The sequence below is a fragment of the Bradyrhizobium sp. B025 genome (assembly GCF_042257955.1).
GTDB lineage: Bacteria > Pseudomonadota > Alphaproteobacteria > Rhizobiales > Xanthobacteraceae > Bradyrhizobium > Bradyrhizobium diazoefficiens.
This window is the reverse complement of sequence record NZ_CP170150.1, coordinates 4387488-4414193: the sequence shown is the minus strand read 5'-3', so window position 1 is coordinate 4414193 and position 26706 is coordinate 4387488. Positions and strand designations below refer to the sequence as shown.

Below are 26706 nucleotides of genomic sequence, written 5' to 3'. Positions count from 1 at the left end.
TTCACGGCTCTGCGGGGATGGCCGGGATAAAGCCCGGCCATGACGAATTGGCAGACGGCAGTGCCACAACAAAGAGCTGACACCGGCCCCCCAAGTAGCTATATCACGCCCGCCCGGCACGTCCGGGCTTTCGGCGTTTGACTGGAATTGAGACATGACGGGAACGACACGATCGAGCAACGGGCTGGACGACCGCCGCAAGCGGCTGCTGTTCCGCTGCTGGCACCGCGGCACGCGCGAGATGGACCTGATCCTCGGCCGCTTCGCGGACGCCGAGATCGGCAATCTGTCCGATGCCGAGCTCGACGAGCTCGAGCACCTGCTCGAGGTCAACGATCCCGACCTCTATGCCGCCATCACCGGCGACAAGGTGCTGCCGGCCGATGTCACCGGCGCGCTATTTGCCCGTATCAAGGCGTTCCCGATTACGGACGGCGATTTATGAAGCAGGGGATGAAGTCGCCGGCCGAGCTGCTCACGCCCGGCCGCGCCCTGACGCTTGCCAATGTCGCGGAAGGTGCCGAAGGCCTCGTCATCTCGGATCTGGCGCGCGCCATCGCGGCGCGGCCGAAGAAGCCGGCCGTCAGCCTTGCGGTGGTCTGCCGCGACGGCGCGCGGATGCAGCAGCTCGAACGCGCGCTGCAATTCTTCGCGCCCGATCTGCCGGTGCTGACCTTCCCGGCCTGGGACTGCCAGCCCTATGACCGCGTCTCGCCGCATGGTGGCATTTTGGCCCAGCGCCTGACCACGCTGGCGCGGCTTGCGCCGCTGACCGGCAGCGACAAGCCGTTGATCGTGCTGACCACGGTCAACGCAATCGTGCAGCGCGTGCCCGCGCGCGAGCTCGTCGCGGCGCAGGCGCTGTCGGTCGCCCCCGGCAATGTCGTGCCGATGGACACCATCATCGCCTGGCTCGAGCACAACGGCTATAACCGCTCGTCGACCGTGCGCGAGCCCGGCGAATACGCCGTGCGCGGCGGCATTCTGGACCTGTTTCCGGCCGGTCTCGACCAGCCCGTGCGCTTCGACTTCTTCGGCGACAGCCTGGAATCGATCCGCTCCTTCGACGCCGAGACCCAGCGTACGCTGCTCGACATGCGCTCGCTCGATCTCGTGCCCGTCTCCGAATTCCAGCTCGTCACCGACACCATCCGCCGCTTCCGCATGGGCTATGTCGCCGAGTTCGGCGCGCCCGAGCGCGACGATGCGCTGTACGAGGCCGTCAGCGAAGGCCGCCGCCATCCCGGCATGGAGCACTGGCTGCCGCTGTTCCAGGACCGGATGGATACGCTGTTCGACTATCTGCAAGGCGCAGCGATCGCGATCGAGCCGCAGGCCGAGGACGCCGTCCGCGAGCGCTTCAAGCAGATCCTCGACTATTACCAGGCCCGCCGCGAGGCCATGGAGCATCCCGGCGGCGGCGCCATCTACAAGCCGCTGCCGCCGGACCGGCTGTATTTCACCGAAGAGGAGTGGACCAGGCGCCTCGGCGACGTCCCGCTGGCGCGCCTGACTCAATTCTCCGTGCCGGCGGATGGCACCAGCATCGTCGATGCCGGCGCGCGCAAGGGCCGCGACTTCGCACCCGAACGCAACGACACCACCGTCAACGTGTTCGAATCCGTGGTCAGCCACGTGATGGCCTTGCAGGCGCAGCGCAAGAAGGTCGTGATCACGCTGTGGAGCGAGGGCTCGCGCGACCGCATGACCTCGATGCTGCGCGACCACAAGCTGGCCCACACCACCAGCGTCAACAGCTGGCGCACGGTGCAGGCGACCCCGCGCAACGAGACCATGCTCGCCGTGCTCGGCCTCGACAGCGGCTTCGAGACCGACGAGATTGCGCTCATCAGCGAGCAGGACATTCTCGGCGACCGCCTGGTGCGGCCGCGCAGGGCGAGCCGCAAGCTCGACAATTTCATCTCGGAGGTGACGAGCCTTGCCGCGGGCGACATCGTCGTCCATGTCGATCACGGCATCGGCCGGTTCGTCGGCCTGCAAACGCTGGACGTCGCCGGCGCGCCGCATGATTGTCTCGAGCTGCACTATGCCGCCGAAACGAAACTGTTCCTCCCCGTCGAGAACATCGAGCTGCTGTCGCGCTACGGCTCCGACCAGACCACGGTCGAGCTCGATCGTCTTGGCGGCAGCGGCTGGCAGACCCGCAAGGCGAAACTCAAGAACCGCATCCGCGAGATCGCGGGCGAGCTGATCAAGATCGCCGCCGCGCGCCATCTGCACGAGGCGCCCAAGCTGCCGGTGCAGCCGGGCCTCTATGACGAGTTCTGTGCGCGCTTCCCCTATGACGAGACCGAGGACCAGCTAGGGGCGATCGAATCGACCCTGAAGGATCTCGAACTCGGCCGTCCCATGGACCGGTTGATCTGCGGCGACGTCGGCTTTGGCAAGACCGAGGTGGCCTTGCGCGCGGCCTTTGCCGTGGCGCTCGAAGGCAAGCAGGTCGCGGTCGTGGTGCCGACCACGCTGCTGGCGCGCCAGCACGCAAGAACCTTCACCGAGCGTTTCAAGGGCTTTCCGGTGAACGTGGCCCAGGCCTCGCGCCTGATCCCGACCAAGGAGCTGAACCAGGTCAAGAAGGGCATTGCCGACGGCTCCGTCGACATCGTCGTCGGCACCCACGCGCTGCTCGGCAAGGCGATCAAGTTCCGCGATCTCGGCCTCGTTATCGTGGACGAGGAGCAGCATTTTGGCGTCACGCACAAGGAAAGGCTGAAGGCGCTTCGCTCCGAGGTGCACGTGCTGACGCTGTCGGCAACGCCGATCCCGCGCACGCTGCAGCTCGCGCTCACCGGCGTCCGCGAGCTCTCGATCATTGCCTCGCCCCCGGTCGATCGCCTCGCGGTGCGCACCTTTGTCGCCCCGCACGATCCCTTGATGATCCGCGAGGCGCTCTTGCGCGAGCGCTATCGCGGCGGCCAGGCGTTCTACGTGGTGCCGCGCATCGACGACCTCGCCGAGGTCAAGGACTTCCTCGACAAGAACGTGCCGGAGATGAAGGTCGCGGTCGCGCACGGGCAGATGCCGCCCGCGGTGATCGAGGACATCATGACCGCGTTCTACGACGGCAAGTTCGACATTCTGCTGTCGACCACGATCGTCGAATCCGGCCTCGACATTCCCAACGCCAACACGCTGATCGTGCACCGCGCCGACATGTTCGGCCTTGCCCAGCTCTATCAGCTCCGCGGCCGCGTCGGCCGCTCGAAGCTTCGGGCGTACGCGCTGTTCACGCTGCCGGCGCAGCAGAAGATCACGGCGCAGGCGGAGCGCCGGCTCACCGTGCTGCAATCGCTGGAGACGCTGGGCGCGGGCTTCCAGCTCGCCTCGCACGACCTCGACATCCGCGGCGCCGGCAATCTCCTCGGCGAGGAGCAGTCCGGCCACATCAAGGAGGTCGGCTTCGAGCTCTACCAGTCGATGCTGGAGGAGGCGATCGTCAACCTCAAGGCCGGCGTCTCCGAGCCCGCCGCCGACCGCTGGTCGCCGTCGATCACGATCGGCATGCCCGTGCTCATCCCGGAGGATTACGTCAGCGATCTCTCGGTCCGTCTGTCGCTCTACCGGCGCCTGGCCGATCTCGACACCGAGGAGGAGATCGAGAATTTTGGTGCCGAGATGCGCGACCGCTTTGGCGTGTTGCCCGACGAGGTGCGCTATCTCTTCAAGGTCGCCGCGATCAAGGCGTTCTGCCGCAGGGCCAATGTCGAGAAGATCGACGCCGGCCCGAAGGGCGCCGTCATCGCCTTCCGCGACAATTCGTTCGCCTATCCCGATCGCCTGGTGACGTTCATCCGCAGCCACGGCCAGGCTGCGAAGGTGCGGCCCGACATGAAGGTGGTGTTCCTGCAAGACTGGGAAACGCCGGAAGATCGGCTCGCCGGCACCACCGAGATCATGCGGCAGCTCGCACAACTCGCGCAGGCCAAGAAGGCGGCCTAGCGGTCATCGTGTCCCGGACAAGCGCAGCGAAGCGGAGCGCTGAGCCGGGACCCAGTTCTTTCCTGGCCGGCCATCATTCAAGTTTGGCGCGGGATACGGACCAATTCATAAGCCTGGTCGATAAGTCCATGCGAATTGCGTCATCTAATCGCACGGCGGCCCATCGCCTATAACAAGCTTGCGAAGGGCGATCACGCCCCGCCGGCGCGCGTGCGCCCGGGAAGCAACTGCAGTGTACAGGAGATCCGTCATGAAACTGCAAGCCGCGGTCGTCGCATTGCTTGCGCTGACGGCCATGCCATCGGCCCGCACGGAGGAGACTGCCGCCATGACCGGATCAAAGCCCGCGCTAACGTATGAGGATGTTCGGAAAGTCGCCCCGGCACTGGAGGCGTACACGCAGAACCGTCTCCTCGGCGATGTCTGGAAACGGCCCGGCCTTGCGCCGCGCGACCGCAGCATCGTCACGTTGGCTGCACTGATCGCGCGAAATCAGACGATCGAGATGCCGTATCATTTCAATCTTGCGCTCGATAACGGTGTCAAGCCGCGCGAGATTTCGGAGATCATCACGCATCTCGCCTTCTACGCCGGCTGGGCCAATGCGATGTCGGCCGTCGCTGTCGCCAAGGACGTCTTTGCCGCCCGCGACGTCGGCGCCGCGCAGCTTCCGGTCGTCTCGGTGACGCCGTTGCCGCTCGACGAGGCTGGCGAGGCGCAACGCGCCGCGTTCGTCCAGGACCAGTTCGGCGCGTCCGTTCCGGGCGTCGTGCAGTACACCACCGACGTGTTGTTTCGTGATCTTTGGCTGCGTCCGGACCTCGCGCCCAGGGACCGCAGTCTCGTCACCGTCAGCGCGCTGATCGCCAACGGGCAGATGGCGCAGCTCGCGCCGCATCTCAACAGGGCGATGGATAACGGCCTGACCCAGACGGAGGCTTCGGAGGCCATCACGCAGCTGGCGTTCTATGTCGGTTGGCCCAACGTGTTTTCGGCAATGCCTGTGGCGAAGGATGTGTTTGCGAAGCGGCAACATTAGCCGCATCCCGCCGCCTTTGTGCCGAAGTGACGGCTCAGTCGCGGTGGCGGAGCGCCTCGACAAGGAGTGCAAAAGCCGCGGAAGGCTGGCGCCGGCTCGGGTAGTAGAGGTGGTAGCCGGGATAGGGAGGGCACCAGTCCTCGAGTACCCGCTTGAGGCGGCCCCTGTTGATGTAGGGCTGTACGAGGCCCTCCGGCAGATAGGCCAGGCCCAGGCCGGCGAGCGCCGCCTGGAGCATCTGGGTCGTGGTGTTGAAGAATAATTGGCCATCGACCCGAACCTTGAGCTCCCGCGAGCCTTTTTCGAATTCCCAGGAGTACAATCCACCGTGGGTCGGCAGGCGCAGATTTATGCAATTGTGCTCGACCAGTTGCGACGGTTTCTTCGGCTCCGACCGGCTCCGAAAATAGGATGGCGTCCCGACGACGGCCATGCGCGCATCGGGGCCGATCCGTACCGCAATCATGTCCCTCGCGACTTGCTCGCCATCCCGCACGCCGGCATCGAAACGTTGCGCGACGATATCCGTCAGTCCGTAGTCGCTGACGATCTCGAGCTTGATGTCGGGATATTCGCGTAACAGCTTCGCTAGCTTCGGCAGAAGGACGGCGTCGGTGGCATATTCGGTCGCCGTAATGCGAATGGTACCGGAGGGCTTTTCCCGGAGCTCGGTCAAGGCGACGAGTTCGGTCTCGATCTCCGCGATCCGTGGCCCCACGTTGCGCAACAGACGTTCACCCGCGGCCGTCGGCGACACGCTGCGCGTGGTGCGCGTCAACAGGCGCAGTTTCAGTCGCGCCTCGAGCTCCTTGATGGTGTAGCTGAGCGCGGACTGCGAAATGCCGAGCTTCGCGGCGGCTCTCGTAAAGCTGCCTTCGCGGGCGACGATCAGGAAGGCCGCGAGGTCGTCGAGATTTCCGCGCTGCATTTATCGATCCTCCTTATAAGTCCATGCCGATCATAGTGGCTAGTCCGCATAGCCGCACGCATTAGATATGGCGCAGTCCCGCGAGGTGAGGCGAGCTCGGCATATGGATCGATCGGACGTTCCCTTCCGGCAATGCGAGAGGTGCGCTGCGGACGCCCCGAGCGCGCTGACGCGACGGAGCATGCTGTCAGGCGCTGCCGGATTGGCCATGCTGGCATCGTCGCATGCGGGCTTTGCGAGGGCCTCGGACGAGACTGGCCCGACAACGGGAAGGCAAGCAACTATGGATATCAAACGCAACGGCTCACGCCCCTCCGGCAAGGGCCCCGAAGCATGGTTCTCCGGCACGGTCCGTGTCGATCCGCTCTTTCAGTTGGGTGACCCGATACGTCTGAGCGGCGGTCAAGTAACTTTCGAACCCGGTGCCCGAACCATGTGGCACACCCATCCGCTCGGCCAAACCCTGATCGTCACGTCCGGCCTGGGCTGGGTGCAAAGCGAGGGGGGACCAATCGAGGAAATCCGCCCCGGCGACGTCGTCTGGTTTCCGCCCGGCGAGAAACACTGGCACGGCGCCACCGCGACAACCGCGATGACGCATATCGCCATCACGGAATCGCTCAACGGCAAGAATGTCGACTGGATGGAGAAGGTCAGCGACGAACAGTATCGCAATTGATTGCGTGCTGGTGCGAGCGGCGCGCCGAGGAGATTGAACATGCAGATGCGCGAGCTTGGCGATAGCGGCCTCGCGGTTTCGGCCATCGGCCTCGGCTGCATGGGCCTGAACTATCATCGCGGCCCGGCGCCGGAACGGCACGAGATGATCGCGCTGGTCCGGGCGGCGGTGGAGCGCGGTGTCACCTTCTTCGACACCGCCGAAGTCTACGGCCCGTTCACCAACGAGGAGTTGGTGGGCGAGGCGCTGCAGCCGGTCCGGAAAGACATCGTCATCGCGACCAAGTTCGGCCACGACTTTGGTCCTGCCGGATCCCTGGGGACTGGCGGGCTCAACAGCCGCCCCGAACGCATCCGGCAGGCGGCCGAAGGCTCGTTGAAGCGGTTGCGGGTTGAGGCAATCGACCTGTTCTATCAGCACCGCGTCGATCCCAATGTCCCGATCGAGGACGTCGCCGGTGCGGTCAAGGATCTGATCGCCGCGGGCAAGGTCAGGCATTTCGGCCTCAGCGAGGCCGGCGCCTCTACCATCCGCCGTGCGCACGCGGTCCAGCCGGTCACGGTGATCCAGAGCGAATATTCCCTCTGGTGGCGTCAGCCCGAGACGGAGGTGTTGCCGGCTTGCGAGGAGCTGGGGATCGGCTTTGTCCCCTTCAGTCCACTGGGCAGGGGCTTCCTCACCGGCAAGATCGACGAGACCACCAGCTTCGGCGGCAATGACAACCGCGCCGGCTTGCCGCGCTTTACGCCCGAGGCCCGCAAGGCGAACCGGCCGGTCGTCGACCTGCTGGCTCAGATCGGTGCCCAGAAACGTGCCACGCCGGCGCAGATCGCATTGGCCTGGCTGCTGGCGCAGAAGCCGGGGATCGTCCCGATCCCCGGCACGACCAAGCTCGGCCGTCTCGACGAAAACATCGCTGCGGCCGCGGTCGCGCTGACACCCGACGATATCAGGCACATCGACGCCGCGGTCGCGCAGATCACCATCACAGGCGACCGTTACCCGCAGGCGGAAGCCGCACGTACGCAGCGCTGACGGCACGTACGACGACCCGACAGATCGACAGGAGAGATATCCATGAACATTTCATTCGAGGGACAGGTTGCGCTGGTGACCGGTGCCGCGTCCGGGCTGGGCCTCGCCACGGCAAAGGCTTTCGCGGAATCCGGGGCGTCCGTTGCCCTGGCGGACTGGAACGAGGACGCGGTGAGGGCCGCGGCAGGCGAGCTGGTCACCCGGGGGCACAAGGCCGTCGCCATCCGCTGCGATGTCTCCAATGACGCGCAGGTCGAGGCCATGGTGGCGCAGACCGTTTCCGTCTTCGGCAGGCTCGATGCCGCCTACAACAATGCGGGCGTCCAGAATGTTCTCGCGGAGACCGCCGACACGACCCGTGAGGACTACGACCGCGTCATGGGGATCAATCTCCGCGGTGAATGGAGCTGCATGAAATTCGAGCTGCAACAGATGCGCAAGCAGGGCAGCGGTGCGATCGTCAATTGCTCGTCTCTCGGGGGACTTGTGGGAGGCGCCGAGCGCGGTATCTATCACGCCGCCAAGCACGGCGTCCTTGGTTTCACCAAGAGCGCGGCGCTCGAATATGCGGCACGCGGCGTCCGTATCAACGCCATCTGCCCCGGGCTGATCTGGACACCGATGGCCGACCAGATGGTTGCCGCAGGCCAGGGCGATGCGCTCAGGGCCTTGGAGAAGAGCGTGCCGATGGGACGGGTCGGCCGTCCCGAGGAAATTGCGAGCGCGGTGTTATGGCTCTGCAGCGACGCCGCCAGCTATGTGACCGGACAGTCCATCTCGGTCGACGGCGGGTTCATCATGCGGTGAATACAGCGAACCCGGAGGCCGCCAACCGGACATATAGGTCCGAAAACAGCGACATATGGCCCCTTGCGGAATGCCCGAACAATAGCCATACTCAAGCCATCGAGTTTCGGCCGAACGACTTGGCCTCGCCGCTGATAAGCGTGCCTGACTGACGACCCTCCCTCCAGATCTCGAATTCGCTAACTGTGCTCTTGAGCGCGGTTCCAAAGACTTATCTATGTTAAAGGACGACCCCATGAATACGGGAACTGTGAAGTGGTTTAACGGCCAAAAGGGTTTCGGCTTCATTCAGCCGGACCAGGGCGGCCAGGATGTTTTCGTTCATATCAGCGCAGTTGAACGCGCCGGCATGAGCACCCTCAACGAGGGCCAGAAGGTTTCCTTCGAAATCGTCGCGGACCGCCGGACCGGCAAGTCTGCTGCGGAAAATCTGCGCGCCGTCTAGGCTACCGCAATCGGTACTATGTTGCTTTGACCACGGATGTACTGGCAGAGCTTCTGGTTCTCTCGACCCGCGACTGGTTTACCGGCCGCGGGTTTTTTTGCATCGGTTGCGGGTCGGCCCGCCCATCGAAACAGCTGAGGTCGCGAGCGTGTCTATCAATATCGATTCAGGCCAGGACTCAGATCAGGAACACGACGACGTCATGTATCCGCAGGTCCTGCCGTTTGTATTGATCCACGCGGGATGCCTCGCGGCGATCTGGTCGGGCGTCTCGTGGCAAGCCGTTGCAATCTGCGTTGCCCTGTATTGGCTGCGCATGTTCGGCATCACTGCCGGATATCACCGGTACTTCTCGCATCGGGCTTACGCCACAAGCCGGGCGTTCCAGTTCATCCTTGCCTTCCTTGCCCAGAGCAGCGCCCAGAAGAGCGTGCTTTGGTGGGCCGCCAAGCACCGCCATCATCATCTTCACTCGGATACGGCGCAGGATGTGCATTCACCCCGGCACAAGGGCTTCGTGTACAGTCATCTCGGCTGGATCTTCTACCGGCAGCACGATGCGACCGACCTCGTGAAAGTATCGGATCTGGCGTCGTATCCCGAGTTGATGTGGCTGCACCGGCTGGAGCTGTTGCCGGCGGCCGTGCTCGCGGGTCTGTGCTTCCTCATTGCCGGGTGGTCGGGGCTCGTGGTCGGATTTATGTGGAGCACCGTGGTTCTGTATCACGCCACGTTCTGCATCAACTCCCTCGCACATGTTCACGGACGCAGGCGGTATGTGACCGGCGACGATTCCCGCAACAACTGGTTGCTCGCCCTGCTGACCATGGGTGAGGGGTGGCACAACAACCATCACGCCTACCAGGCCAGCGCCCGGCAGGGCTTCTACTGGTATGAGGTCGATCTAACCTACTATGCCCTGGTCGCCTTGTCCTGGCTCGGGATCGTCTGGGATCTGAAGTTGCCGCCCCGGCAGGTTCTGCGCAACGAGCATCGTTTGGGATCGCGCGTGGTCAAGCAAGCGGCCGAGCAGCTCGCCGCTCGCTTTGATCCTGAACACATCGCGCTCGCGATCAGAACGTCGATCCACGAGACCGAATTGTCGGTCCGGGACGCGCTCAGTCTGTTGCAGCACCGTGCCGACTTGCGCCTGTCCAGCATGCCGACCCGCGAGCAGTTGCTGGCTGAGGCGCAGCGCATGTTCGCCAAGACCATATCCCTCGACGATATCGTCGACCGCGCCTACGAACTCCTGCACGATTCTGTCGGTTTTCTCCTGGCAACTCCCGCTCTATCGGCCAACGCGAACGCGAAGAGTGGCATTTAGCGCGAGCATCCCCATATAGGGGTATGACCAATTGGCAGAAGTCGAGTCCACGGCAACCACCCAAGACGAAGGCTGAGCTTCGCGAGATGCTGACTGAGGCAGTCCGCAACACGCAGCCCAGCCGCGAGTCGAATCGCCCAGCGAAAGCCAGGAAGATCGCGGCCGGGATGGCCCGCGCCGATCAAGCGTCCGGGGTCACCGCACCCGTTCGCTGAGCCCCGAGAAGGAGCCGCATGCGCAAGTTTCCCAAGCCCACCGAGCAAGAGCTCAAAGAAGGGCCCCAAGCCGTGTCCTTTCAGATCGCGAACGGGAACGCGCGGCAGACCTGTGTTCTGCAGACAACGCTCCCAACCAAGGCGCAGGCGCAAAAATACCTTCTCGCGAATTGGCCGGCCGTCGAAAAGATGGCTCGCGACGCTCTCGCGATGGGAGCCGTTGAGGACGGCCAGATCAAGCTCATGATGACGTGAGCGTCCGAGGCCCGACGGCGGACATCAAGACGCGTATTGGATTATTGAACGCTGGCGAACAACTACGACGCCGCGCGCGAGGCGTCGGCGGACAGCCGCGCCAGCAACGACCTGGCCGTATCCGACGACGACAGCGAGTCCACGCTGACCACGGGATCGCTGCGCATCTCGTGCTTGCCGTTGGAGGTGTGCCGCATCACCGCGGAGAGACGGCGGGCGATCATGTGGGCGGTGCGGAAGTCGGTCTCGGCGAACACGACGATGACCGAGCCGTCCTTCTGCGCCGCGCCGAAATCCATCTGCCGCATCAGGCGGCTCAGGATGCGCGCAGCATCCAGTTGCGCGCGGGGATTTGAAGGATCGAAGGCGAAGCGCGCCACCGACAGGCCGCCGCCGCGGGCGAGCGTCTGCTCGACCGCCCTGGAGAAGTCGCGGGCAAAGGCTTCCGTCGTAAGCAGGCCGCTGCGCGGATCGAGCCAGCCGCCGGCGTCGATCGAGCGCAGCGTGCGGCTCAGTTGCGCTTCCATCGCGTGCTGGCGGATCAGCGGCAGCGCGTTGGCGGCGACCTTCGCCGGCTCGCCCGGAATAAGCTCGAGATTAGGCAGGTCGTAGGTCTGCACGAGCTGGTGTGCGGTGACAACCACGGGCAGGCTGCGGAAGCGGGTGTCTTCGGCGAGCACCGTGAGGAAGGCGTCGATGACGCGCGCGGTAAAACCTTCCGCGAGCACGACGCCATCGATATCGCGAGTGTTGAGATGCTTGGCTGCGGCCTCGATCGAGAGCGCGCCGATGACACCGACGCGCTCACCGAGCGCGACGGAGAGTGCGGGATAGGCCGCGCCGCGGCCGATCAGGAGCACGGTGGCATCGCGCGACGGGTCGCTCTCCGGCAGCGCGACCTTCGCCTCCGGCAGCCGGCGCAGCACGGTGGCATGAAGGGTGCGCACGCGCAGAGCGGCGCGCAGCCGCGCGCTCAGGCGGTCGGGATTGCCGCGCGAGGAGAAGGGCAGGGCGTTGTGAGGCAGCGTGCCCGCCGCGTCCAGGGCCACGAAGGGCAGGTAAAGCGATTGGTCGGCGATCTTCTTGGCGAGCAGCGCCAGATACGGCTCATATCCGCTGTTCATTGCGGCGAGAACCGCGGCCGGCTGCACCTGCTCGACCGCGCGCACCGCGCTGGCCCAGTCGGTGTCGACCACGGGGAAGAGACGGGCCTCGTCCAGCGCCGCAACGAAGGCGGGGCGCTCGGCATTGGACACAAAAAGGATCGGGCCCGCCTGGGACATCGCAAACTCTGATCACGCGACAGATGCTGCGCAATCTAGTTTGGCCGCCTTAATGCAGCGTCAACGAATGGGTCGAAAGTGCGCCTAGGCCGCCCCGGAGCGGTCGCGAAAAGCCTCAACCATCAGGGGGTTAAGCCCAAGCTCGTTGAGCGCCTCGCGGGCGCGGGCGTTGTCCTGGGCCCGCCCCGCCAGCCGGTGACCGGAGAGGCGGTCGGGCAGCGCGGTGAGCAGGGCGCCCTGGCCGAGCCGGCGCGCCCATTCCTGGAGGTCGTTGGAGAGGAAGCGGTAGCCGCCGACGGCCATGATGCCCGAGGGCGGCGCGGTGATGCAGATCGCACCGCTCGGACGGTCGAGCCGCGCCGCATAGCCGGTGTCGACATAGTCGCGCGGCGGCTGCGCGATCAGCGTCTCGCCGACCGGCTGCGGCGGGGCATAGGCCGCGATCGGCACCATCGCCCCGCGCAGGCCGAGCGTGCCCTTCGGCGTCAGCAGGATCTCGCCGGCGATGGAGGAGCCGGACTGTTCGCGCGGGGCGCCGTGCGGCCCCGGCATCACCGCAACAGGCATGCCGTCCTCGCCGCGGCGGACGCCGAACAATCCGGCCTCGCCGAACAGATAGACGTCGGTCAGCGGCGCATGCGGCGCGATCCAGGCATCGCTTGCCGCCACCTGTTCGGGCGCGCGCCACAGGCCGATAACGTTGCGTAAGGTAGGCATCCGCGCCGCCAGGTCGGAATCGCCGAGCCGCAGCGCGAGCTGCGCGGGCGCGATCAGCACCTCGCATTCATGCTCGTTGATCTGCTGCTCCAGCACGTCGTTCTCGAACGGATGATGCAGCGCCAGCGCGCCGCCCGAGAGCAGCCACACCGCGAGCGAGGAGGCGAGGCCGGCGAACGACATCGGCGTGAACGCCGCCATCACGGTTGCGCCCTGCTTGATGTCGGCCTCCAGCGACATCGCAAGGCCCCCGGCGATCAGGCTGAAATGCGGCCGCGGCACCGGGCGAAAGCCTTCCGCCGTGACGTCGAAGGAGATCATCGCCGCCTTGCGGCCGTCCTGGATCACGGCGCGCGTGGTGCCGGGCGGGCGGGCCAGGACCTCGTCGAGCGAGGCCATGCCTTCGGGCAGGTCGGTGCCGAAGCCGCAGACATGGCGGATCGAGAACGCCTCGGCCGCAGCGTGCATCGCGAGGTCGGAATAGCTGACGCCGTCGACCCTGCTCATGGTGACGATGGCGCGCGCGGCGGTGCGGTTGAGCGCAGCGGTCAGTTCCGCGTGGCGCCAGAGCAGCGGCAGCACGGCGACGACGAGACCGGCGCGATGGGCGGCGAGCACCGTCAGCACGAACTCGACCGTGTTCGGCAGCTGGATTGCGATGACGGAATTGGACGGCAGGCCCGATTCGACGAAATAGGCCGACAGCGCCTCGATGGCGGTATCGGCCTCGGCATAGCTCAGCCGCCGCGGCTGGTGCCCGGTCACGCGCGCCTTGTTGAGGGGGTCGAGCAGGGCGGTCGCGTGCGGCTGCCGCATCAGCGTGCGCTGGAACAGCGTGTCGAGCGTCGGCGATACGGCTTGCTGGTTCACGGCGTCACTTCGCTTGACTGGCCCTAAGGCTCACCCTTCGACCACCAGGTCTCCGGCAGGTAGCCGGACAGCGCAGTGGCCTTTGGCCGTTCTATCCGATTCCAGCGCGCGATCCATTGCTCGGATACGTTAAACAGGGGGATTGTGTAGAAGCCCGCGATCAGGGCGCGGTCCAGCGCGCGCACCGCCGAGACGAAGGCCGTATGTTCACGGGCCTCCAGCAGGGCGGCGATCATGGCGTCGACCGCCGGATCCCTGGCGCCCATGTAGTTGCGGGTGCCTGGATTGTCGGCGGCAGCGCTGCCCCAATAGAAATACTGCTCGTTGCCGGGCGACAGCGACTGGTCCCAGCGGTTCTGGATCATGTCGAACTCGTAAGCGAGCCGGCGCTGGTCGAATTGCACGGGATCGACCGACCGTACGCTCGGCTCGATGCCGGCGCGCCTGAGGTCGCGCTGGAAGGCGAGCGCGATGCGCTCCTGGTCGCGGGTCGTGACCAGGATCTCGAACGTGAAGGGCGCCTTGGTCGTCCGGTTGCGCAGCACGGTGCCGTCGAGATCGTAGCCGGCCTCCGACAACAGTTTCAGCGCGGCGCGCAGCGTGGCCCGGTCGCGGCCGGAGCCGTCGGTCACCGGCAGGCGGTAGCTGCCGTCCATGACATCGGGCGGAATCTGTGCGGCGAACGGCTTGAGCAGCTCGCGCTCGCGCGCGTCCGCAGGCCTGCCATAGGCCGACAGGTCCGAGCCGGCGAAATAGCCGGCGACGCGCGAATAGAGCGAGAAGAAGTAGTTGCGGTTGACCAGCTCGAAATCGAACAGCAGCGTCAGCGCCTTTCGCACGCGGATGTCGGCGAACATCGGACGGCGGGTGTTGAAGACCAGGAATTCCGAGGGCTGCGGCACGCCGGGCTTGACGGTGTCGCGGATCACCTCGCCGCTTTTGACGGCCGGAAAATCATAGCCGTCGTGCCAGCGCAGCGGCTCGTTCTCGACGCGGAAATCGTAGAGGCCGCGCTTGAAGGCCTCGAACTGGCCGTTGGCCTCGCGGAAAAAGTCGAGCCTGATCTCGTCGAAATTGTAGAGGCCGCGATTGATGGCGAGGTCGCGGCCCCAATAGTCGGGATTGCGCGTCAAGGTCACGCTGGCGCCGGGCCTGACCGCCGTGACCCGGTACGGGCCGGAGCCGACTGGCCCGGCCAGCGTCGTCTCCTCGAAGGTCGCGACATCGACCGCGTGCTTCGGCAGGATCGGCATCAGGCCGAGGATCAGCGGGAGCTCCCGGTCGTTGGCACCGGTCAGATCAAAGCGGACGGTGAGGGGATCGGTCGCCTCGGCTCTGGTGGCCTTGGCATAGTATTGCCGCAGGTTCGGACGGCCGTGGTCGCGCAGCAGCTGCCAGGACAACAACACGTCCTCGGCGGTGACCTGCTTGCCGTCAGAGAAGCGGGCGCGGGGATCGAGGCGGAAGGTGACATAGCTTCGCGCGTCGTCTGTCTCGACAGATTTGGCGAGCAGGCCGTAGAGCGTAAACGGTTCGTCCTGACCGCGCGCCAGCAGGCTCTCGATGACGTAGCTCCGCATCTGCTGCACGGCCAATCCCCTCACGATGAAGGGATTGAGGCTGTCGAAGGTGCCGAGGAGGCCCCAGGTCAGCCGGCCGCCCTTGGGGGCATCCGGGTTCGCATAGGGCATGTGGGTGAAATCGGCAGGCAGCGCCGGCTTGCCGTGCATGGCGATGGCATGGGCCTCTTCGGCCCGTGCGCTGGCCGGCAACCCGGCGGCGAGGGCCATAACGAGGGCCGAGGCGAGGATGATGCAATGGCGGATGCCGGGGCCCTCGAGAAGGCGTTGGAACATGAACATCGGCACACGTTGATTCGAGGACCGGCGGACCTGAATCCTATCACAGGGAATTTGGCGGGGCGCTGGCGCCAGAGTGACCAAAGACGCTTGTCGGCATTGATCTTTTCGTCGGCCACGTTAAGAAGGCGGGCAATCGCGCAAGAGCGCCGAGCCCGTCACTTATCCGCCTCATTTGACGGGGAGAGAGCCGCGCCCAAGGCGGCTTGGTTCGGCGCTTCGGAGCGGTTCGGGCACTTCCCGTTCAGAAAGGGTTTTCTGCAATGAATTTCCGTTACTTGGCCGCGTCCGTCCGGCCGCGCGGGCGACTTCTCGCCTTGTTGACGGCGACGGCATTGGCCGTTCCATTTGCCGCCGAGGCCCAGACCCCGGCGCCGGCCCCTGGTGCGCCCGCCGCGCCCAAGGCAGCTCCGGCCCCGAAAGCCGCTCCCAAGGCAGCCCCCAAGGCTCCGGCACCGGCCGCTCAGGCGCCCGCCCAGCAGGCTCCTCCCGCCGCGGGCGCGCCGGCGCAGCAGGGCGCAGCCCAGCCGGCAGACCAGCAGATCCAGCTGATCTACGCCCCCTGGACCAAGTTCTGCCTCAAGGGCCAGGACGCCAACGCCAAGCAGGTCTGCTTCACCGGCAAGGACGGCCGCATCGAGTCGGGCCAGCCGGTCATCGCCGCCGTCATCATCGAGCCGGAAGGCGAGCCGAAGAAGATCCTGCGCGTGACGCTGCCGCTCGGCATGCAGCTTGTGCACGGCACCCGCATCATCGTGGACAGCAATGCGCCGTTGCAGAGCCCGTACGTGATCTGCTTCCAGAACGGCTGCATGTCGGACTACGAAGCGACGCCCGAGCTCATCGCCAACATGAAGAAGGGCCAGAATCTCGTTGTCCAGGCGATCAACGCCAACGGCGCGCCGCTGACGCTGCCGCTGCCGCTCGCCGGCGAATTCCAGAAGGCCTATGACGGTCCGCCGACCGATCCGAAGGTGTTCGAGGAAACCCAGAAGAAGCTTCAGGAAGAGCTTCAGAAGAAGGCGGACGAGCAGCGCAAGAAGCTCGAGCAGAGCGGTGCTGCGCCCGGCGCGGCTCCGGCCGGCCAGAAATAATCGGGACCAGATCCCTGACATGAAAAAGGCGCTCACTCCGAGCGCCTTTTTTATTGGCCGCTTGCCGGCGGCTTAACTCAGTTCAGCGACGGATTGCGCGGGCGGTAGCCGCCGCCCTTGTCCTTGATGAAGATCTCGGCGACCTGCGAATGGCGGATCGGCTCGCCGGATTCGTCGGGCAACAGGTTCTGCTCGGACACGTAGGCGACGTATTCGGATTCCGCGTTCTCCGCGAGCAGATGGTAGAACGGCTGGTCCTTGTGGGGCCGCACCTCCTCCGGGATCGACAGCCACCACTCCTCGGTGTTGTTGAATTCCGGATCGATGTCGAAGATCACGCCCCGGAACGAGAAGATCCGGTGGCGAACGACCTGTCCGATCTGAAATTTCGCGGTCCGCGCTTTTATCATTCCCCGTCGATAGACCAGGATTGTGGCCGATGCTAGTGGCCTAACTTCGAATTAACGTCCGCTTAAGGGGCAGATAGCTCCCAAGTCTTCAGAAGAAACTTGAGAAATGGTCGATATCCTCAATCTGGCGCTACCGTATTTCGGCTTGATCTTCGTCGGATTTGCCTGCGGCAAGATCAAATCCCTGCCGGAATCGGGCCTGGCCTGGATGAACTTCTTCCTGCTCTACGTGTCGCTGCCGGCGCTGCTGTTCGCGATCATGTCGAAGACGCCGTTTGCGGAGCTGAACAACCCGCCGTTCCTGGTCGCAACCACGCTGTCGACGGTTACGGCGTTCACGCTGGCGCTCGTCGTCGGCAAGGTTCTCGGCCGCCTGACCCTGCGCGAGGCGACGCTCGCAGGGCTCTCCGGCGGCTACGGCAATATCGGCTATATGGGGCCGGGGCTGGCGCTCGCCGTGCTCGGGGCGAAGGCTTCGGCGCCGACCGCGCTGATCTTTTGCTGCGACAGCATCTTCCTGTTCACGATCGTGCCGCTCCTGATCGAGCTGTCCGACCGCGATCATCCCTCGATCGTCCATGCGTTCGGCGTGGTGCTGAAGCAGATCGTGCTCAACCCGCTGATCATGTCGGCCTGTTTTGGCGCGGCGGTGGCAGCGCTGCATATCGAGCTGCCGGTCGCGCTCGACCGCACCATCACATTCCTCCAGAACGCTGCAGCCCCGACCGCGCTGTTCGTGCTCGGCGTGACCGTGGCGCTCCGCCCGTTCGACCGGGTGCCGTGGGAGGTGCCGGGCGTGGTCGCAGTGAAGCTGCTGATCCATCCGCTCGCAGCGTTCGGCCTGATGCTGGCGTTCGGCCCGTTCGCGCAGCCTTGGGCCGCGACCGCCGTGCTGATGGCCTCGCTGCCGCCGGCGCTCAACGTGTTCGTGATCGCCCGGCAAAATGACGCCTGGATCGAATCCGCCTCCGTCGCCGTGCTGCTCGGGACGTTTGCGTCCGTGGTCACGCTGACCAGCGTGATGTGGGCGATCCAGACCGGCCGGCTGGCGTTTCCGTGAGCGAGCTTACCGCCGCCAGGTCGGCGTCAGCCCCTCCCGCATGGCGAAGCGCCGGAGCGGGCCGATGGCGCCGAGCAGGTGCATGCCGACGGCGCGGACCGGCTGGAGCGGCAGGAAATCGTTGAGCAAGGAGCGGTTGGCGATGTCGATCGCAAAGGTCCGGCTCAGGATGTCGGGCCGCCGGGCGCGGTCGTAGCGCTCGAGCACGTCGGGCGCGCCGGGATCCTCGCCCGAGGCGATGGCATCGCCCGCAAGTCTGGCAATGTCGGCGGCATCGCGCAGGCCAAGGTTGAGGCCCTGGGCGCCGATCGGGGGAACCACATGGGCGGCTTCGCCGACCAGCGCGATGCGGTCGCGGCCGAAGGATTTCGGACGTTCGATCGCCAGCGGAAACAGGTTGCGGCCGGGCTCGACCGTCATGCGTCCCAGGATGGAATGCGACTGCTTCTCGATCGCGGCGGACAGCTCGTCGTCGCTTAAACCGCGGAGCCGTTCCGCTTCCGCAGGAGCCGCGACCCAGACGATGCTGGAGCGGTTGCCGGGCAGGGGCACGAACACGCAGGGACCGTGGGGCGTGTGGAACTCGGTCGAGACATTGCGATGCGGCCGCGCATGGCCGACGTTGAAGGTGAGCGCGGTCTGCGTCAGGTCGCGCCGCGTCACCGCGATGCCGGCAGCCTCCCGGCACAGCGATTGCCGGCCGTCGGCGCCGACCACGAGGCGGGCTGCGAGGAATTGCGCGGAGGCCGTGCGGATCGCGACATCGTCGGCTTCAATGACGACGCTTTCGGCCTCGTCGTCGAACCGGACGATCCCGGGCAGCTCGGCCGCGCGCTCTTCCAGCGCCAGCATCAGCGAGCGGTTGTCGATGTTGTAGCCGAAGGCGTCGAGCCCGATCTCGTGACAGGAGAAGCGGACCTCCGGCGCCCGGAACAGCCGGCCGGTGTCGTCGACGAGGCGCATGATTTCGAGCGCGGCCGCCTTGTCCTTGCAGCGCGGCCAGACGTCGAGGCTCTCCAGCAGCTCGACGGAGGCGCCTAGCAGCGCCGTGGTGCGGTTGTCGGCATAGGGCAGGCGGCGCGCCACCAGCGCGGTCCGTGCACCCGCCTGCGCCAGCGCGATGGCCGCGCTAAGTCCCGCCGGTCCGCCGCCGATCACGGCTGCGTCAAAGAGTGTCGATACGTCTGTCATGGAACGACATTTGACACGCCCGGCGGCAAATTCAAGCCCACCTATTTTTCCGTGATTTTGTGGCGAATTGTGCGACCGAGCGCCGCAATGGCTTATGTGCAAACCGGTCTCGTTCTGATAGCAGAAGCCATGGATACCCAGCAGGATTCCCTGAAGCCGAGACCGGCGATCCGCGCCGCGGCCTTCTCGGTGCACGTCTTCACCGCCTTCGGCGCGGCCATTGCGCTGCTGGCGATGCTGGAGGCCGTGCGCGAGCACTGGGCGGCGATGTTTCAATGGCTGGGCGTCGCGCTGATCATCGACGCGATCGACGGTCCGATCGCGCGCCGGCTTGACGTCAAGAACGTGCAGCCGAACTGGTCGGGCGACGTGCTCGATCTCGTGGTCGACTTCGTCACCTATGTGTTCGTGCCGGCCTACGCGATCGTGGCGAGCGGCCTGCTGCTGCCGGTCGCGGCTCCCTTGCTCGGCGTCGCCATCATCGTCACCAGCGCACTATATTTCGCCGATCTGCGCATGAAGGCCGATGACAATCATTTCCGCGGCTTCCCGGCGCTGTGGAACGCGGCTGCGTTCTATCTGTTCCTGCTGCACTGGCCGCCGCTGTGGTCGACGCTGCTGGTCGCGGCCCTCGTGGTGCTGACCTTCGTGCCGTTCCACGTGCTGCATCCGGTCCGCGTCGTGCGGCTGCGCTGGCTGACGATGTCGCTGATCGGGATCTGGGCGGTGCTCTCCCTTTACACGCTGGACATGGACTTTCGCGTCGGTCCCGGCGTGACGCTCGCGCTGTGCGCCATCGCGCTCTGGATCAGCTTCAGCGACGCATTAATCCGCTTCGCCAGATCCTTCGTATGATGCACCTGGTCACCAGCCCCGAAGCCTGGGCCGCGCTGCTCACCTTGACGTCGCTCGAGATCGTGCTCGGCATCGACAACGTGATCTTCCTGTCGGTGATCGTCTCGCGCATCCCGGAGAAGCAGGCGCACCGCGCCCGCCAGATCGGGCTCGCGCTGGCGCTGGTGTTCCGCATCATCCTGCTCAGCGTTCTGGTCTGGCTGATCGGCCTGACCGCGCCGGTGTTCTCGTTTGCGGGTTACGATTTCTCCTGGCGCGACCTCATCCTGATCGGCGGCGGCCTGTTCCTGATCGCGAAGGCGACGCACGAGATTCACGCCGAGGTCGAAGCCGATGAGGGGGAGGACGACAGGGCTTCCGGCCGCAACGCCTTCTTCTGGGTGATCGTCCAGATCATCGTCATCGACATCGTGTTCTCGCTGGACTCGATCATCACCGCGATCGGCATGGCGCAGGACATCGAGATCATGATCGCGGCCGTCGTGATCGCCTGCCTGATCATGTACCTTTCGTCGGGGCCGGTGTCGCGATTCGTCGCGGAGCATCCGACCACGAAGATGCTGGCGCTGGCCTTCCTGGTGCTGATCGGCGTCGCGCTGGTTGCGGATGGATTCCAATTCCACATCCCGCGCGGCTACATCTATTTCGCAATTGCGTTCTCGGCCGCGGTGGAGTTCTTCAACGTGCTGGCCAAGCGCAACCGCAGGAAAGCCGGCAAATAGTCGCGTTTGGTCCGTTCCATTGCAAGTCGAGTTGACAAGGTGGTCGTGATGTCTTTGGCTTGCCGCCACGACGACCGAGAGGAGGTCAGTCAATGACCAAAGCCGTCCGTGTGCACAAGGTCGGAGGCCCCGAAGCCCTGGTCTATGAGAGCGTCGACGTGCCGGCGCCCGGCCCCGGCGAGGTGCGCATCCGCCAGCATGCGGTGGGGCTGAACTTCATCGACGTCTATTATCGCACCGGCCTCTACAAGGCGCCGGAGCTGCCTTTCATCGCCGGCAACGAGGCCTCGGGCGAGGTCATCGCGGTCGGGCCGGGCGTCACGAATTTCCATCCCGGCGACCGCGTCGCCTACTACCACAATCTCGGCGCCTATACCGGCGAGCGCAATATCCCGTGGGAGAAGCTGGTCAAGCTGCCCGACCACATCACCCACGAGCAGGGCGCCGTGCTGATGCTCAAGGGGCTCACGGTCTGGTATCTTCTGCACAAGACCTTCAAGGTCGAGCCGCACCATCGCGTGCTGATCCACGCCGCCGCCGGCGGCATCGGCCTGCTCGCCTGCCAATGGGCGAGGGCGCTCGGCGCCCACGTCATCGGCACGGTCGGCTCGCGCGAGAAGGCCGAGCTTGCGGAAGCCAATGGCTGCGACCACGTCATCCTCTACAACGAGGAGGACTTCGTCGCGCGCGTCAAACAAATCAGCCGCAACGAGGGCTGCGATGTCGTCTATGACGGCGTCGGCAAGGCGACCTTCCCGGGCTCGCTGTCCTGCCTGAAGCCGCGCGGCATGTTCGTCTCGTTCGGCAATGCCTCGGGTCCGGTGCCGCCGTTCTCGATCGCCGAGCTCAACAACCACGGCTCGCTGTTCGCGACCCGGCCGAAGCTCAACGATTACGTCGGCACGCGCAAGGAATTGCTGGAAGGCGCCGACACGCTGTTTTCCGCCGTCATCAACGGCAAGCTGCACGTGCCGATCAACCACGCCTACGCGCTGAAGGATGCCGCCAAGGCGCATATCGATCTCGAAAGCCGCAAGACCACGGGCGCGTCGATTTTGAAGCCGTAGCTAACCGTCGTTCCGGGGCGGCTCGAAGAGCCGAACCCGGAATCTCGAGATTCTCAGGCGCGCAATTGCGCACCGTAGTTCGATGCTTCGCATCGCCCCGGAATGACGAGCTTGTGTATGCGCCGCTACGCCACGCGCCTCGCCGCGCCGGCCTTGGTCAAGATCGCGTCGAGGCAATCGATCATCTCGGCGATCTCCGCCCGCGTCACGTTCAGCGCCGGCATGAAGCGCAGCGTGTCGACCTGCGGTGCATTCAGCAGCACGCCGGCTTCGAACGCCTGCGCGACGATGCCGGGCGCGATCGGCAGCTTGAGGTCGAGCGCGAGCAGCAGGCCGCGGCCGCGCACGCCGCCGAGGCCATGCCGGGCCGAGACCTTCTGCAACTCGCTTTCGAGCAACAGGCCGGTCTCGGTGACCGACTTCAGGAAGTCCGGCTTGCCGACCTCGTCCAGCACCGCAAGGCCCGCCGCGCACATGATCGGGTTGCCGTTGAAGGTGCCGCCCTGGTCGCCGTGCTCGAAGCAGGCCGCCCGTTCGGTCGCAAGCAGGGCGGCGAGCGGCACGCCGCCGCCGATGCCCTTGCCGAGCGTCATGATGTCGGGCGAAATCCCGGCGTGCTCGTAGTGAAAGAGCTTTCCGGTCCGGCCCATGCCGGTCTGGATCTCGTCAAGAATGAGCAGCAGGCCGTGCGCCTTTGTCAGCGCGCGCAGCTCCTGCAGGAACTGATCGGTCGCAGGCCATACGCCGGACTCGCCCTGGATCGGCTCGAGCATGACCGCGACGGTGTTGTCGTTGATCAGCTTCTCGACCGAGGCGATGTCGTTGAGCTTCGCCTTCTTGAAGCCGGCGACCTTCGGCTCGAACAAGGGCTCGAACGCCTTCTTGCCCGAGGCCGACATCGTCGCCAGTGTCCGGCCGTGGAAGCCGCCCTCGAAGCTAATGATCTCGAATGCGCCGCCCTTGTGCAGGCTGCCGTGTTTGCGCGCGAGCTTGATCGCGCCCTCATTGGCCTCCGCGCCGGAGTTGGCGAAGAACACCTGGTCGAAGGCACTGTTTGCGACCAGCGCCTGCGCGAGCTTGAGGCTCGGCTCGTTGTAGAAGGCCGGGCTTGGCGTCAGCAGCCGCTTGGCCTGCGCGGCAAGCGCGTCGGCGATCGCCGATGGCGAGTGGCCGAGGCAGTTCACGGCCCAGCCCTGCACGAAATCAAGATAGCGCTTGCGGCTGTCGTCCCAGAGGTAGGAGCCGGCGCCGCGGACGAACACGGCCTTGGGCCGTGCGGTGATGTCCATCAGCGCATCATACGGATGGGTGGCGGTGATCATGTCGAACTCCTCTGGAGGGGCGGGTGGAAAATGGACGCAAAAAGCAAGAAGGCCGCACTTTGCGGGTGCGGCCTTCTCGAAAACTGGCTGAATTCAGTGCTTCAGCGGCGTCGTCGGACATGGCGCAACCCATCATCGTCGCGGGTGCGACGACGGAAAGCTGCGCGGCGGTTGGTCCGAGAATTGATCATGGGCCGCGTCCCTACAGCCGAAGGGCAGGACTTGTCAAGCGGGCGTTTCGCGAGATGCCCGCCGAGCGTGCATCGGTCAGGTCGGATGCGCAGCTTCTTCGGCGTCCTCCGCCCCCCAATCCGCAGCCGCAATCGCGCTGTCGATGAGCTCGCCGCGCATCAGCTTGAGCGGGGATGTCCAGTACAGTGCGATGTTGTGGAAGGGATCGGTCAGCACCTTGAACACCCATACCAGTCCGGTTGTGACATCGCGCGCGACGAAGAGCTGGATCATGCGCGCAAGTCCGCCACCGACGCCGATCGCGAGCCAGAGCGCGCCGACATGGCGGATGAAGTCGAGACGCGTGGCGGGTGGATCGAACAGTCCGAACAGAGTGGGGAACACGTACAGCGCGAGCGGCGCGCTGCCCCAGACCAGGAGCAGGATGATCTTGCGGGTCTGGTTGTAACCGACCGAGCTATGCGGGAAACTGGGTGATGACGGAATGAGATAGGCGGCGTATCGAGGCGGGTGTCGAGCCTGCCAGAACCTCAAGGAGAGCGATACGCCATGAACGAGCATAGCAACATTGTCCCACTGCGTCAGCCCGATGAGATCGACGATCCACTGACGAATATTTTGCGATCTGGTGCTCGGCAGCTGCTTGCGCAGGCTGTCGAGATGGAAGCCGAGGCGTTTCTCGCCGCGATGAAGGGCTTGAAGCTTCCCGATGGCCGCGACCGCCTCGTGCGGCACGGCCATGGTCCAGTGCGGACGATCCAGACGGGGATCGGCGCCGTCGAAGTCGCCCGGGTAAAGATTCGCGATCGCGCGGTGACCAGCGATGGCGAGCGGATCCGCTTCACCTCGGCGATCCTGCCGTTGTGGGCACGGCGCACGAAGAGCTTGGATGCACTTTTGCCGGTTCTGTACCTGCGAGGCATCTCGACGGGCGACTTCCAGGAGGCGCTGGCGGCGCTCCTGGGCAAGGATGCGCCGAATCTTTCTCCGGGGGTGGTTTCCAGACTGACGACGGAGTGGCAGCTCGAGTACGAGCGTTGGCAGAAGCGCGATCTGTCGGCGCGCCGGTACGTATACGTGTGGGCGGACGGCGTCTTCCTGCAGGCTCGCATGGAAGACCACAGCGAATGCATGCTGGTGCTGATCGGCGCGACGCCGGAAGGCAAGAAGGAACTCATCGGCTTCCAGGTCGGCGTGCGCGAGAGCACGCAGAGCTGGCACGAACTGCTCGTCGAGGCGAAAACCCGTGGGCTGAAGATCGCCCCGGAAATCGCCGTCGGTGACGGCGCGCTCGGCTTCTGGAAGGCGCTCGACGAGGTCTTTCCCGCCACGCGACATCAGCGGTGCTGGGTGCACAAAACCGCGAATATCTTGAACAAAGTCGCAGTGTCGGTACAGGCCAGCATGAAGAAGGATCTGCGCGAGGTCTATTTGGCGTCCAACCGAGCTTCGGCCGAAGTGGCGATCGATGTCTTTGCCGAGAAATACGGAGCGAAGTACGACAAGGCGGTCGAGTGCCTGACGAAAGATCGCGACGCAATGCTTGCGTTCTACGAATTCCCCGCCGAGCATTGGGACCACTTGCGGACGGCGAATCCCATCGAAAGCGTGTTCGCGACGGTCCGGCACAGAACGGTGCGCACGAAAGGTTCGTTATCGTCAACGACTGCCAAGTTGATGGTGTTCAAGCTGCTCTGCGCCGCATCAAAGACCTGGCGGCGGCTGAAAGGCACAAATCAGTTGCCGAAGGTCATCGCAGGTGTCAGATTCGAAAACGGCATCGAGGTCATCCAAGTGCCGGAAAACCACGCCGCCTGATCGCCTCGTCACCCAAAATCCCGCATAGCTCTAACCGACCTTGACCGCTTCCTTGTACGCGTTGCTGACGTCGTTGACTGCGTCATAGCCGCTCGGCTCGAAGAAGAAATGCCCGGTCTGCCGTGTCAGCATCGCGAGCCAGCCGACGAGTCCCGCGAGCGCCGGATCTTTGAACAGCAGCGCATAGCAGGCGAGGAAGATCACGGCGCTGAAGAGGTGCAGCGTCTGGTTGACGGTGCTCTGGTGGTAGAAGCGGTAATCGTCGAAGCGCTGCGTGCGCAGCATGTCCGAGAGGCAGCTCATCATCAATCCTCGCTCGCGTTGAAAGCGCGGCAGAGTTAGGACGAGTCCGTGACCTCCGCGTGAATGCACTATAGTGTCACATTCCGGCGTGCGGTCGTACGCGGCACGACGGTTGCGCAGAGAAATTACTGCACGCCGTAACGGGCGAACACGTCGGCGATGCCGGCATTGATCGCCCTGGCCGCGGCGATGTCGCGCTCCGCGCCGTCGGCGTCACCCGTCCTGCGTTTCGCAAGGCCGCGGCCGTAGAGCGCGCTGTCGAGCTCCGGCTTTGCGCTCAGCGCCGTGTCGTAGTCCGCAATCGCCGCGTCGAGATTGCCGAGCTTGAGGTAGGTGAGGGCGCGGCTGTCCAGCGTGTAGGGATCGCCCGGGCGCATCCGAAGCGACTGCTCGCAATCGGCCAGCGCCTCCTGCAATTGCCCCAGGATCGCGCGCGTCATGCAGCGGGCATTGAACACGCCGGCATAGCTCGCATTGGCCTTGATCGCGCGGTCGTAGTCTTCCAGCGCCCGCGGGTAATCGTGGTCGTCGAAATACATGTTCGCGCGCGCATAGGCGTCGCGGTCGTTGTTCGGCATGAGCTGAAGCGACTTGCCGAAATCGGCCAGCGCCCGGGCCCGCTCGCCCTTGTCGCGGAGGATGCGTGCACGGTTGCCGTAGGCCGGGCCATAGTTGGGATCGAGCCTGATCGCCGTGTCGAGATCGGCGAGCGCGCGATCGGCCTCGCCGTGCTCGCGATAGGCCGTGCCGCGATTGAAATAGGCGAGCGCGAATGTCCGATCGAGCTTGATGGCCTGATCGTAGTCGGCGAGCGCATGGGCGTAGTCGTTCTTGCTGATGTAGGAATTGCCGCGGTTGTTGTAGTAGAGCGCGTCATTTGGCTTGAGCCGGATCGCGCGCGTATAGTCGGCGATGGCGTGGTCGCGATCGCCGAGATCGTCATAGGCAATGCCGCGATTGTACCAGGCGATGGCGTCGTTCGGATCGAGATCGATGGCGCGGTTGAGATCGGCGAGCGCACGCTCGGCGTCGCCCTTGCGCCGGAAGATCTCACCGCGGTTGGCAAGCGCCAGCGGATTGGAGGGATTGGCTTGCAGCACCGCCGAGCAGCCGGCGAGGCGCCGGTCGTCGCCGACCTTGTCGGTGCCGAAACACTATTGCCGCGCCTGGGCGGGTGATGGCGATTGTGCAGCGGCGGGAAGTGCAAGCAGGATCAATGCTGTGCCAATCGCGCACAGCCCGGCCCGGATACC

Annotated in this window: 22 protein-coding genes and 3 pseudogenes; 15 read left to right on the top strand and 10 right to left on the bottom strand. The window is 65.2% G+C overall.

What is annotated here, in order from left to right; translation table 11 throughout:
* The first annotated feature begins 154 nt into the window (after positions 1-154).
* From ACE10W_RS20405 to ACE10W_RS20395, 3 genes are all read left to right on the top strand, one after another.
* Positions 155-445 (top strand): succinate dehydrogenase assembly factor 2, encoded by a 291-nt coding sequence (locus ACE10W_RS20405; RefSeq protein ID WP_011087373.1) that lies wholly within the window; start codon positions 155-157, stop codon positions 443-445.
* Positions 442-3960 (top strand): transcription-repair coupling factor, encoded by a 3519-nt coding sequence (gene mfd / locus ACE10W_RS20400; protein WP_375762725.1) that lies wholly within the window; start codon positions 442-444, stop codon positions 3958-3960. The genes ACE10W_RS20405 and mfd overlap by 4 nt, the downstream gene beginning before the upstream one ends.
* Positions 3961-4210: 250 nt before the next feature.
* The gene (locus ACE10W_RS20395) at positions 4211-4999 is read left to right on the top strand and encodes a carboxymuconolactone decarboxylase family protein (RefSeq protein WP_375762724.1); all 789 of its coding nucleotides are present in this window, start codon (positions 4211-4213) and stop codon (positions 4997-4999) included.
* Between the two features lie 34 nt (positions 5000-5033).
* Here the strand turns inward: ACE10W_RS20395 and ACE10W_RS20390 are convergent, their stop codons facing one another.
* Positions 5034-5927, bottom strand: a complete 894-nt coding sequence (locus ACE10W_RS20390) for a LysR family transcriptional regulator (RefSeq protein WP_375762723.1) — start codon at positions 5925-5927, stop codon at positions 5034-5036.
* A 283-nt stretch (positions 5928-6210) separates the two neighbouring features.
* Here ACE10W_RS20390 and ACE10W_RS20385 point away from each other — a divergent pair, with 283 nt between their 5' ends.
* The 6 genes from ACE10W_RS20385 to ACE10W_RS20360 all read left to right on the top strand — a co-directional run bounded on the left by ACE10W_RS20385 (position 6211) and on the right by ACE10W_RS20360 (position 10690).
* The gene (locus ACE10W_RS20385; RefSeq protein WP_375762722.1) at positions 6211-6606 is read left to right on the top strand and encodes a cupin domain-containing protein; all 396 of its coding nucleotides are present in this window, start codon (positions 6211-6213) and stop codon (positions 6604-6606) included.
* 39 nt (positions 6607-6645) lie between these two features.
* Positions 6646-7641, top strand: coding sequence for an aldo/keto reductase (locus ACE10W_RS20380; protein WP_375762721.1), 996 nt, complete (start codon positions 6646-6648; stop codon positions 7639-7641).
* A 42-nt stretch (positions 7642-7683) separates the two neighbouring features.
* Positions 7684-8448: an SDR family NAD(P)-dependent oxidoreductase gene (locus ACE10W_RS20375; RefSeq protein WP_011087367.1), complete on the top strand. Its 765-nt coding sequence runs from the start codon at positions 7684-7686 to the stop codon at positions 8446-8448.
* A 235-nt stretch (positions 8449-8683) separates the two neighbouring features.
* Positions 8684-8893 carry a cold-shock protein gene (locus ACE10W_RS20370; protein WP_028173969.1) on the top strand — a complete coding sequence of 70 codons (210 nt, stop codon included), beginning with the start codon at positions 8684-8686 and terminating at the stop codon, positions 8891-8893.
* Between the two features lie 202 nt (positions 8894-9095).
* On the top strand, positions 9096-10220 hold the full coding sequence (locus ACE10W_RS20365; RefSeq protein WP_375762764.1) for an acyl-CoA desaturase: 1125 nt from the start codon (positions 9096-9098) through the stop codon (positions 10218-10220).
* Between the two features lie 233 nt (positions 10221-10453).
* On the top strand, positions 10454-10690 hold the full coding sequence (locus ACE10W_RS20360) for a hypothetical protein (RefSeq protein ID WP_028173972.1): 237 nt from the start codon (positions 10454-10456) through the stop codon (positions 10688-10690).
* A gap of 62 nt (positions 10691-10752) precedes the next feature.
* Here ACE10W_RS20360 and ACE10W_RS20355 read toward each other — a convergent pair whose 3' ends face one another.
* The 3 genes from ACE10W_RS20355 to ACE10W_RS20345 form a co-directional block, all read right to left on the bottom strand.
* Entirely contained in the window at positions 10753-11973 is a 1221-nt protein-coding gene (locus ACE10W_RS20355) for a hypothetical protein (RefSeq protein WP_028173973.1), read from the bottom strand.
* 84 nt (positions 11974-12057) lie between these two features.
* Positions 12058-13560 (bottom strand): AMP-binding protein, encoded by a 1503-nt coding sequence (locus ACE10W_RS20350; RefSeq protein WP_375762720.1) that lies wholly within the window; start codon positions 13558-13560, stop codon positions 12058-12060.
* Between the two features lie 23 nt (positions 13561-13583).
* Positions 13584-15422: an extracellular solute-binding protein gene (locus ACE10W_RS20345; RefSeq protein WP_375762719.1), complete on the bottom strand. Its 1839-nt coding sequence runs from the start codon at positions 15420-15422 to the stop codon at positions 13584-13586.
* Between the two features lie 260 nt (positions 15423-15682).
* Between ACE10W_RS20345 and ACE10W_RS20340 the strand changes: the two genes are divergently transcribed.
* The gene (locus tag ACE10W_RS20340; RefSeq protein ID WP_011087360.1) at positions 15683-16513 is read left to right on the top strand and encodes an invasion associated locus B family protein; all 831 of its coding nucleotides are present in this window, start codon (positions 15683-15685) and stop codon (positions 16511-16513) included.
* A 77-nt stretch (positions 16514-16590) separates the two neighbouring features.
* On the opposite strand, the gene hspQ is transcribed toward ACE10W_RS20340, so the two are convergent.
* Entirely contained in the window at positions 16591-16923 is a 333-nt protein-coding gene (gene hspQ, locus ACE10W_RS20335; protein ID WP_011087359.1) for a heat shock protein HspQ, read from the bottom strand.
* A 106-nt stretch (positions 16924-17029) separates the two neighbouring features.
* Here hspQ and ACE10W_RS20330 point away from each other — a divergent pair, with 106 nt between their 5' ends.
* Positions 17030-17983 carry an AEC family transporter gene (locus ACE10W_RS20330; RefSeq protein ID WP_161534902.1) on the top strand — a complete coding sequence of 318 codons (954 nt, stop codon included), beginning with the start codon at positions 17030-17032 and terminating at the stop codon, positions 17981-17983.
* Between the two features lie 6 nt (positions 17984-17989).
* On the opposite strand, the gene ACE10W_RS20325 is transcribed toward ACE10W_RS20330, so the two are convergent.
* Positions 17990-19174, bottom strand: coding sequence for a UbiH/UbiF family hydroxylase (locus tag ACE10W_RS20325; protein WP_375762718.1), 1185 nt, complete (start codon positions 19172-19174; stop codon positions 17990-17992).
* A gap of 87 nt (positions 19175-19261) precedes the next feature.
* Here ACE10W_RS20325 and pcsA point away from each other — a divergent pair, with 87 nt between their 5' ends.
* The 3 genes from pcsA to ACE10W_RS20310 all read left to right on the top strand — a co-directional run bounded on the left by pcsA (position 19262) and on the right by ACE10W_RS20310 (position 21818).
* Positions 19262-20029, top strand: coding sequence for a phosphatidylcholine synthase (gene pcsA, locus ACE10W_RS20320; RefSeq protein ID WP_375762717.1), 768 nt, complete (start codon positions 19262-19264; stop codon positions 20027-20029).
* Positions 20026-20751 carry a TerC family protein gene (locus ACE10W_RS20315; protein WP_375762716.1) on the top strand — a complete coding sequence of 242 codons (726 nt, stop codon included), beginning with the start codon at positions 20026-20028 and terminating at the stop codon, positions 20749-20751. The genes pcsA and ACE10W_RS20315 overlap by 4 nt, the downstream gene beginning before the upstream one ends.
* Positions 20752-20843: 92 nt before the next feature.
* Entirely contained in the window at positions 20844-21818 is a 975-nt protein-coding gene (locus ACE10W_RS20310) for a quinone oxidoreductase (protein ID WP_028173980.1), read from the top strand.
* A gap of 125 nt (positions 21819-21943) precedes the next feature.
* Here the strand turns inward: ACE10W_RS20310 and ACE10W_RS20305 are convergent, their stop codons facing one another.
* Both ACE10W_RS20305 and ACE10W_RS20300 read right to left on the bottom strand, forming a co-directional pair.
* The gene (locus ACE10W_RS20305; RefSeq protein ID WP_375762715.1) at positions 21944-23140 is read right to left on the bottom strand and encodes an acetylornithine transaminase; all 1197 of its coding nucleotides are present in this window, start codon (positions 23138-23140) and stop codon (positions 21944-21946) included.
* 267 nt (positions 23141-23407) lie between these two features.
* A pseudogene (locus ACE10W_RS20300) lies at positions 23408-23785 on the bottom strand (hypothetical protein); the annotation flags it as partial.
* Positions 23786-23832: 47 nt separating this feature from the next.
* Here ACE10W_RS20300 and ACE10W_RS20295 point away from each other — a divergent pair.
* Positions 23833-25150, top strand: a pseudogene (locus ACE10W_RS20295) (IS256 family transposase).
* A 33-nt stretch (positions 25151-25183) separates the two neighbouring features.
* Here ACE10W_RS20295 and ACE10W_RS20290 read toward each other — a convergent pair.
* Both ACE10W_RS20290 and ACE10W_RS20285 read right to left on the bottom strand, forming a co-directional pair.
* Positions 25184-25453: pseudogene (locus tag ACE10W_RS20290) on the bottom strand (hypothetical protein); the annotation flags it as partial.
* A 125-nt stretch (positions 25454-25578) separates the two neighbouring features.
* Positions 25579-26553 (bottom strand): tetratricopeptide repeat protein, encoded by a 975-nt coding sequence (locus ACE10W_RS20285; RefSeq protein WP_375762714.1) that lies wholly within the window; start codon positions 26551-26553, stop codon positions 25579-25581.
* Positions 26554-26706 lie beyond the last annotated feature (153 nt).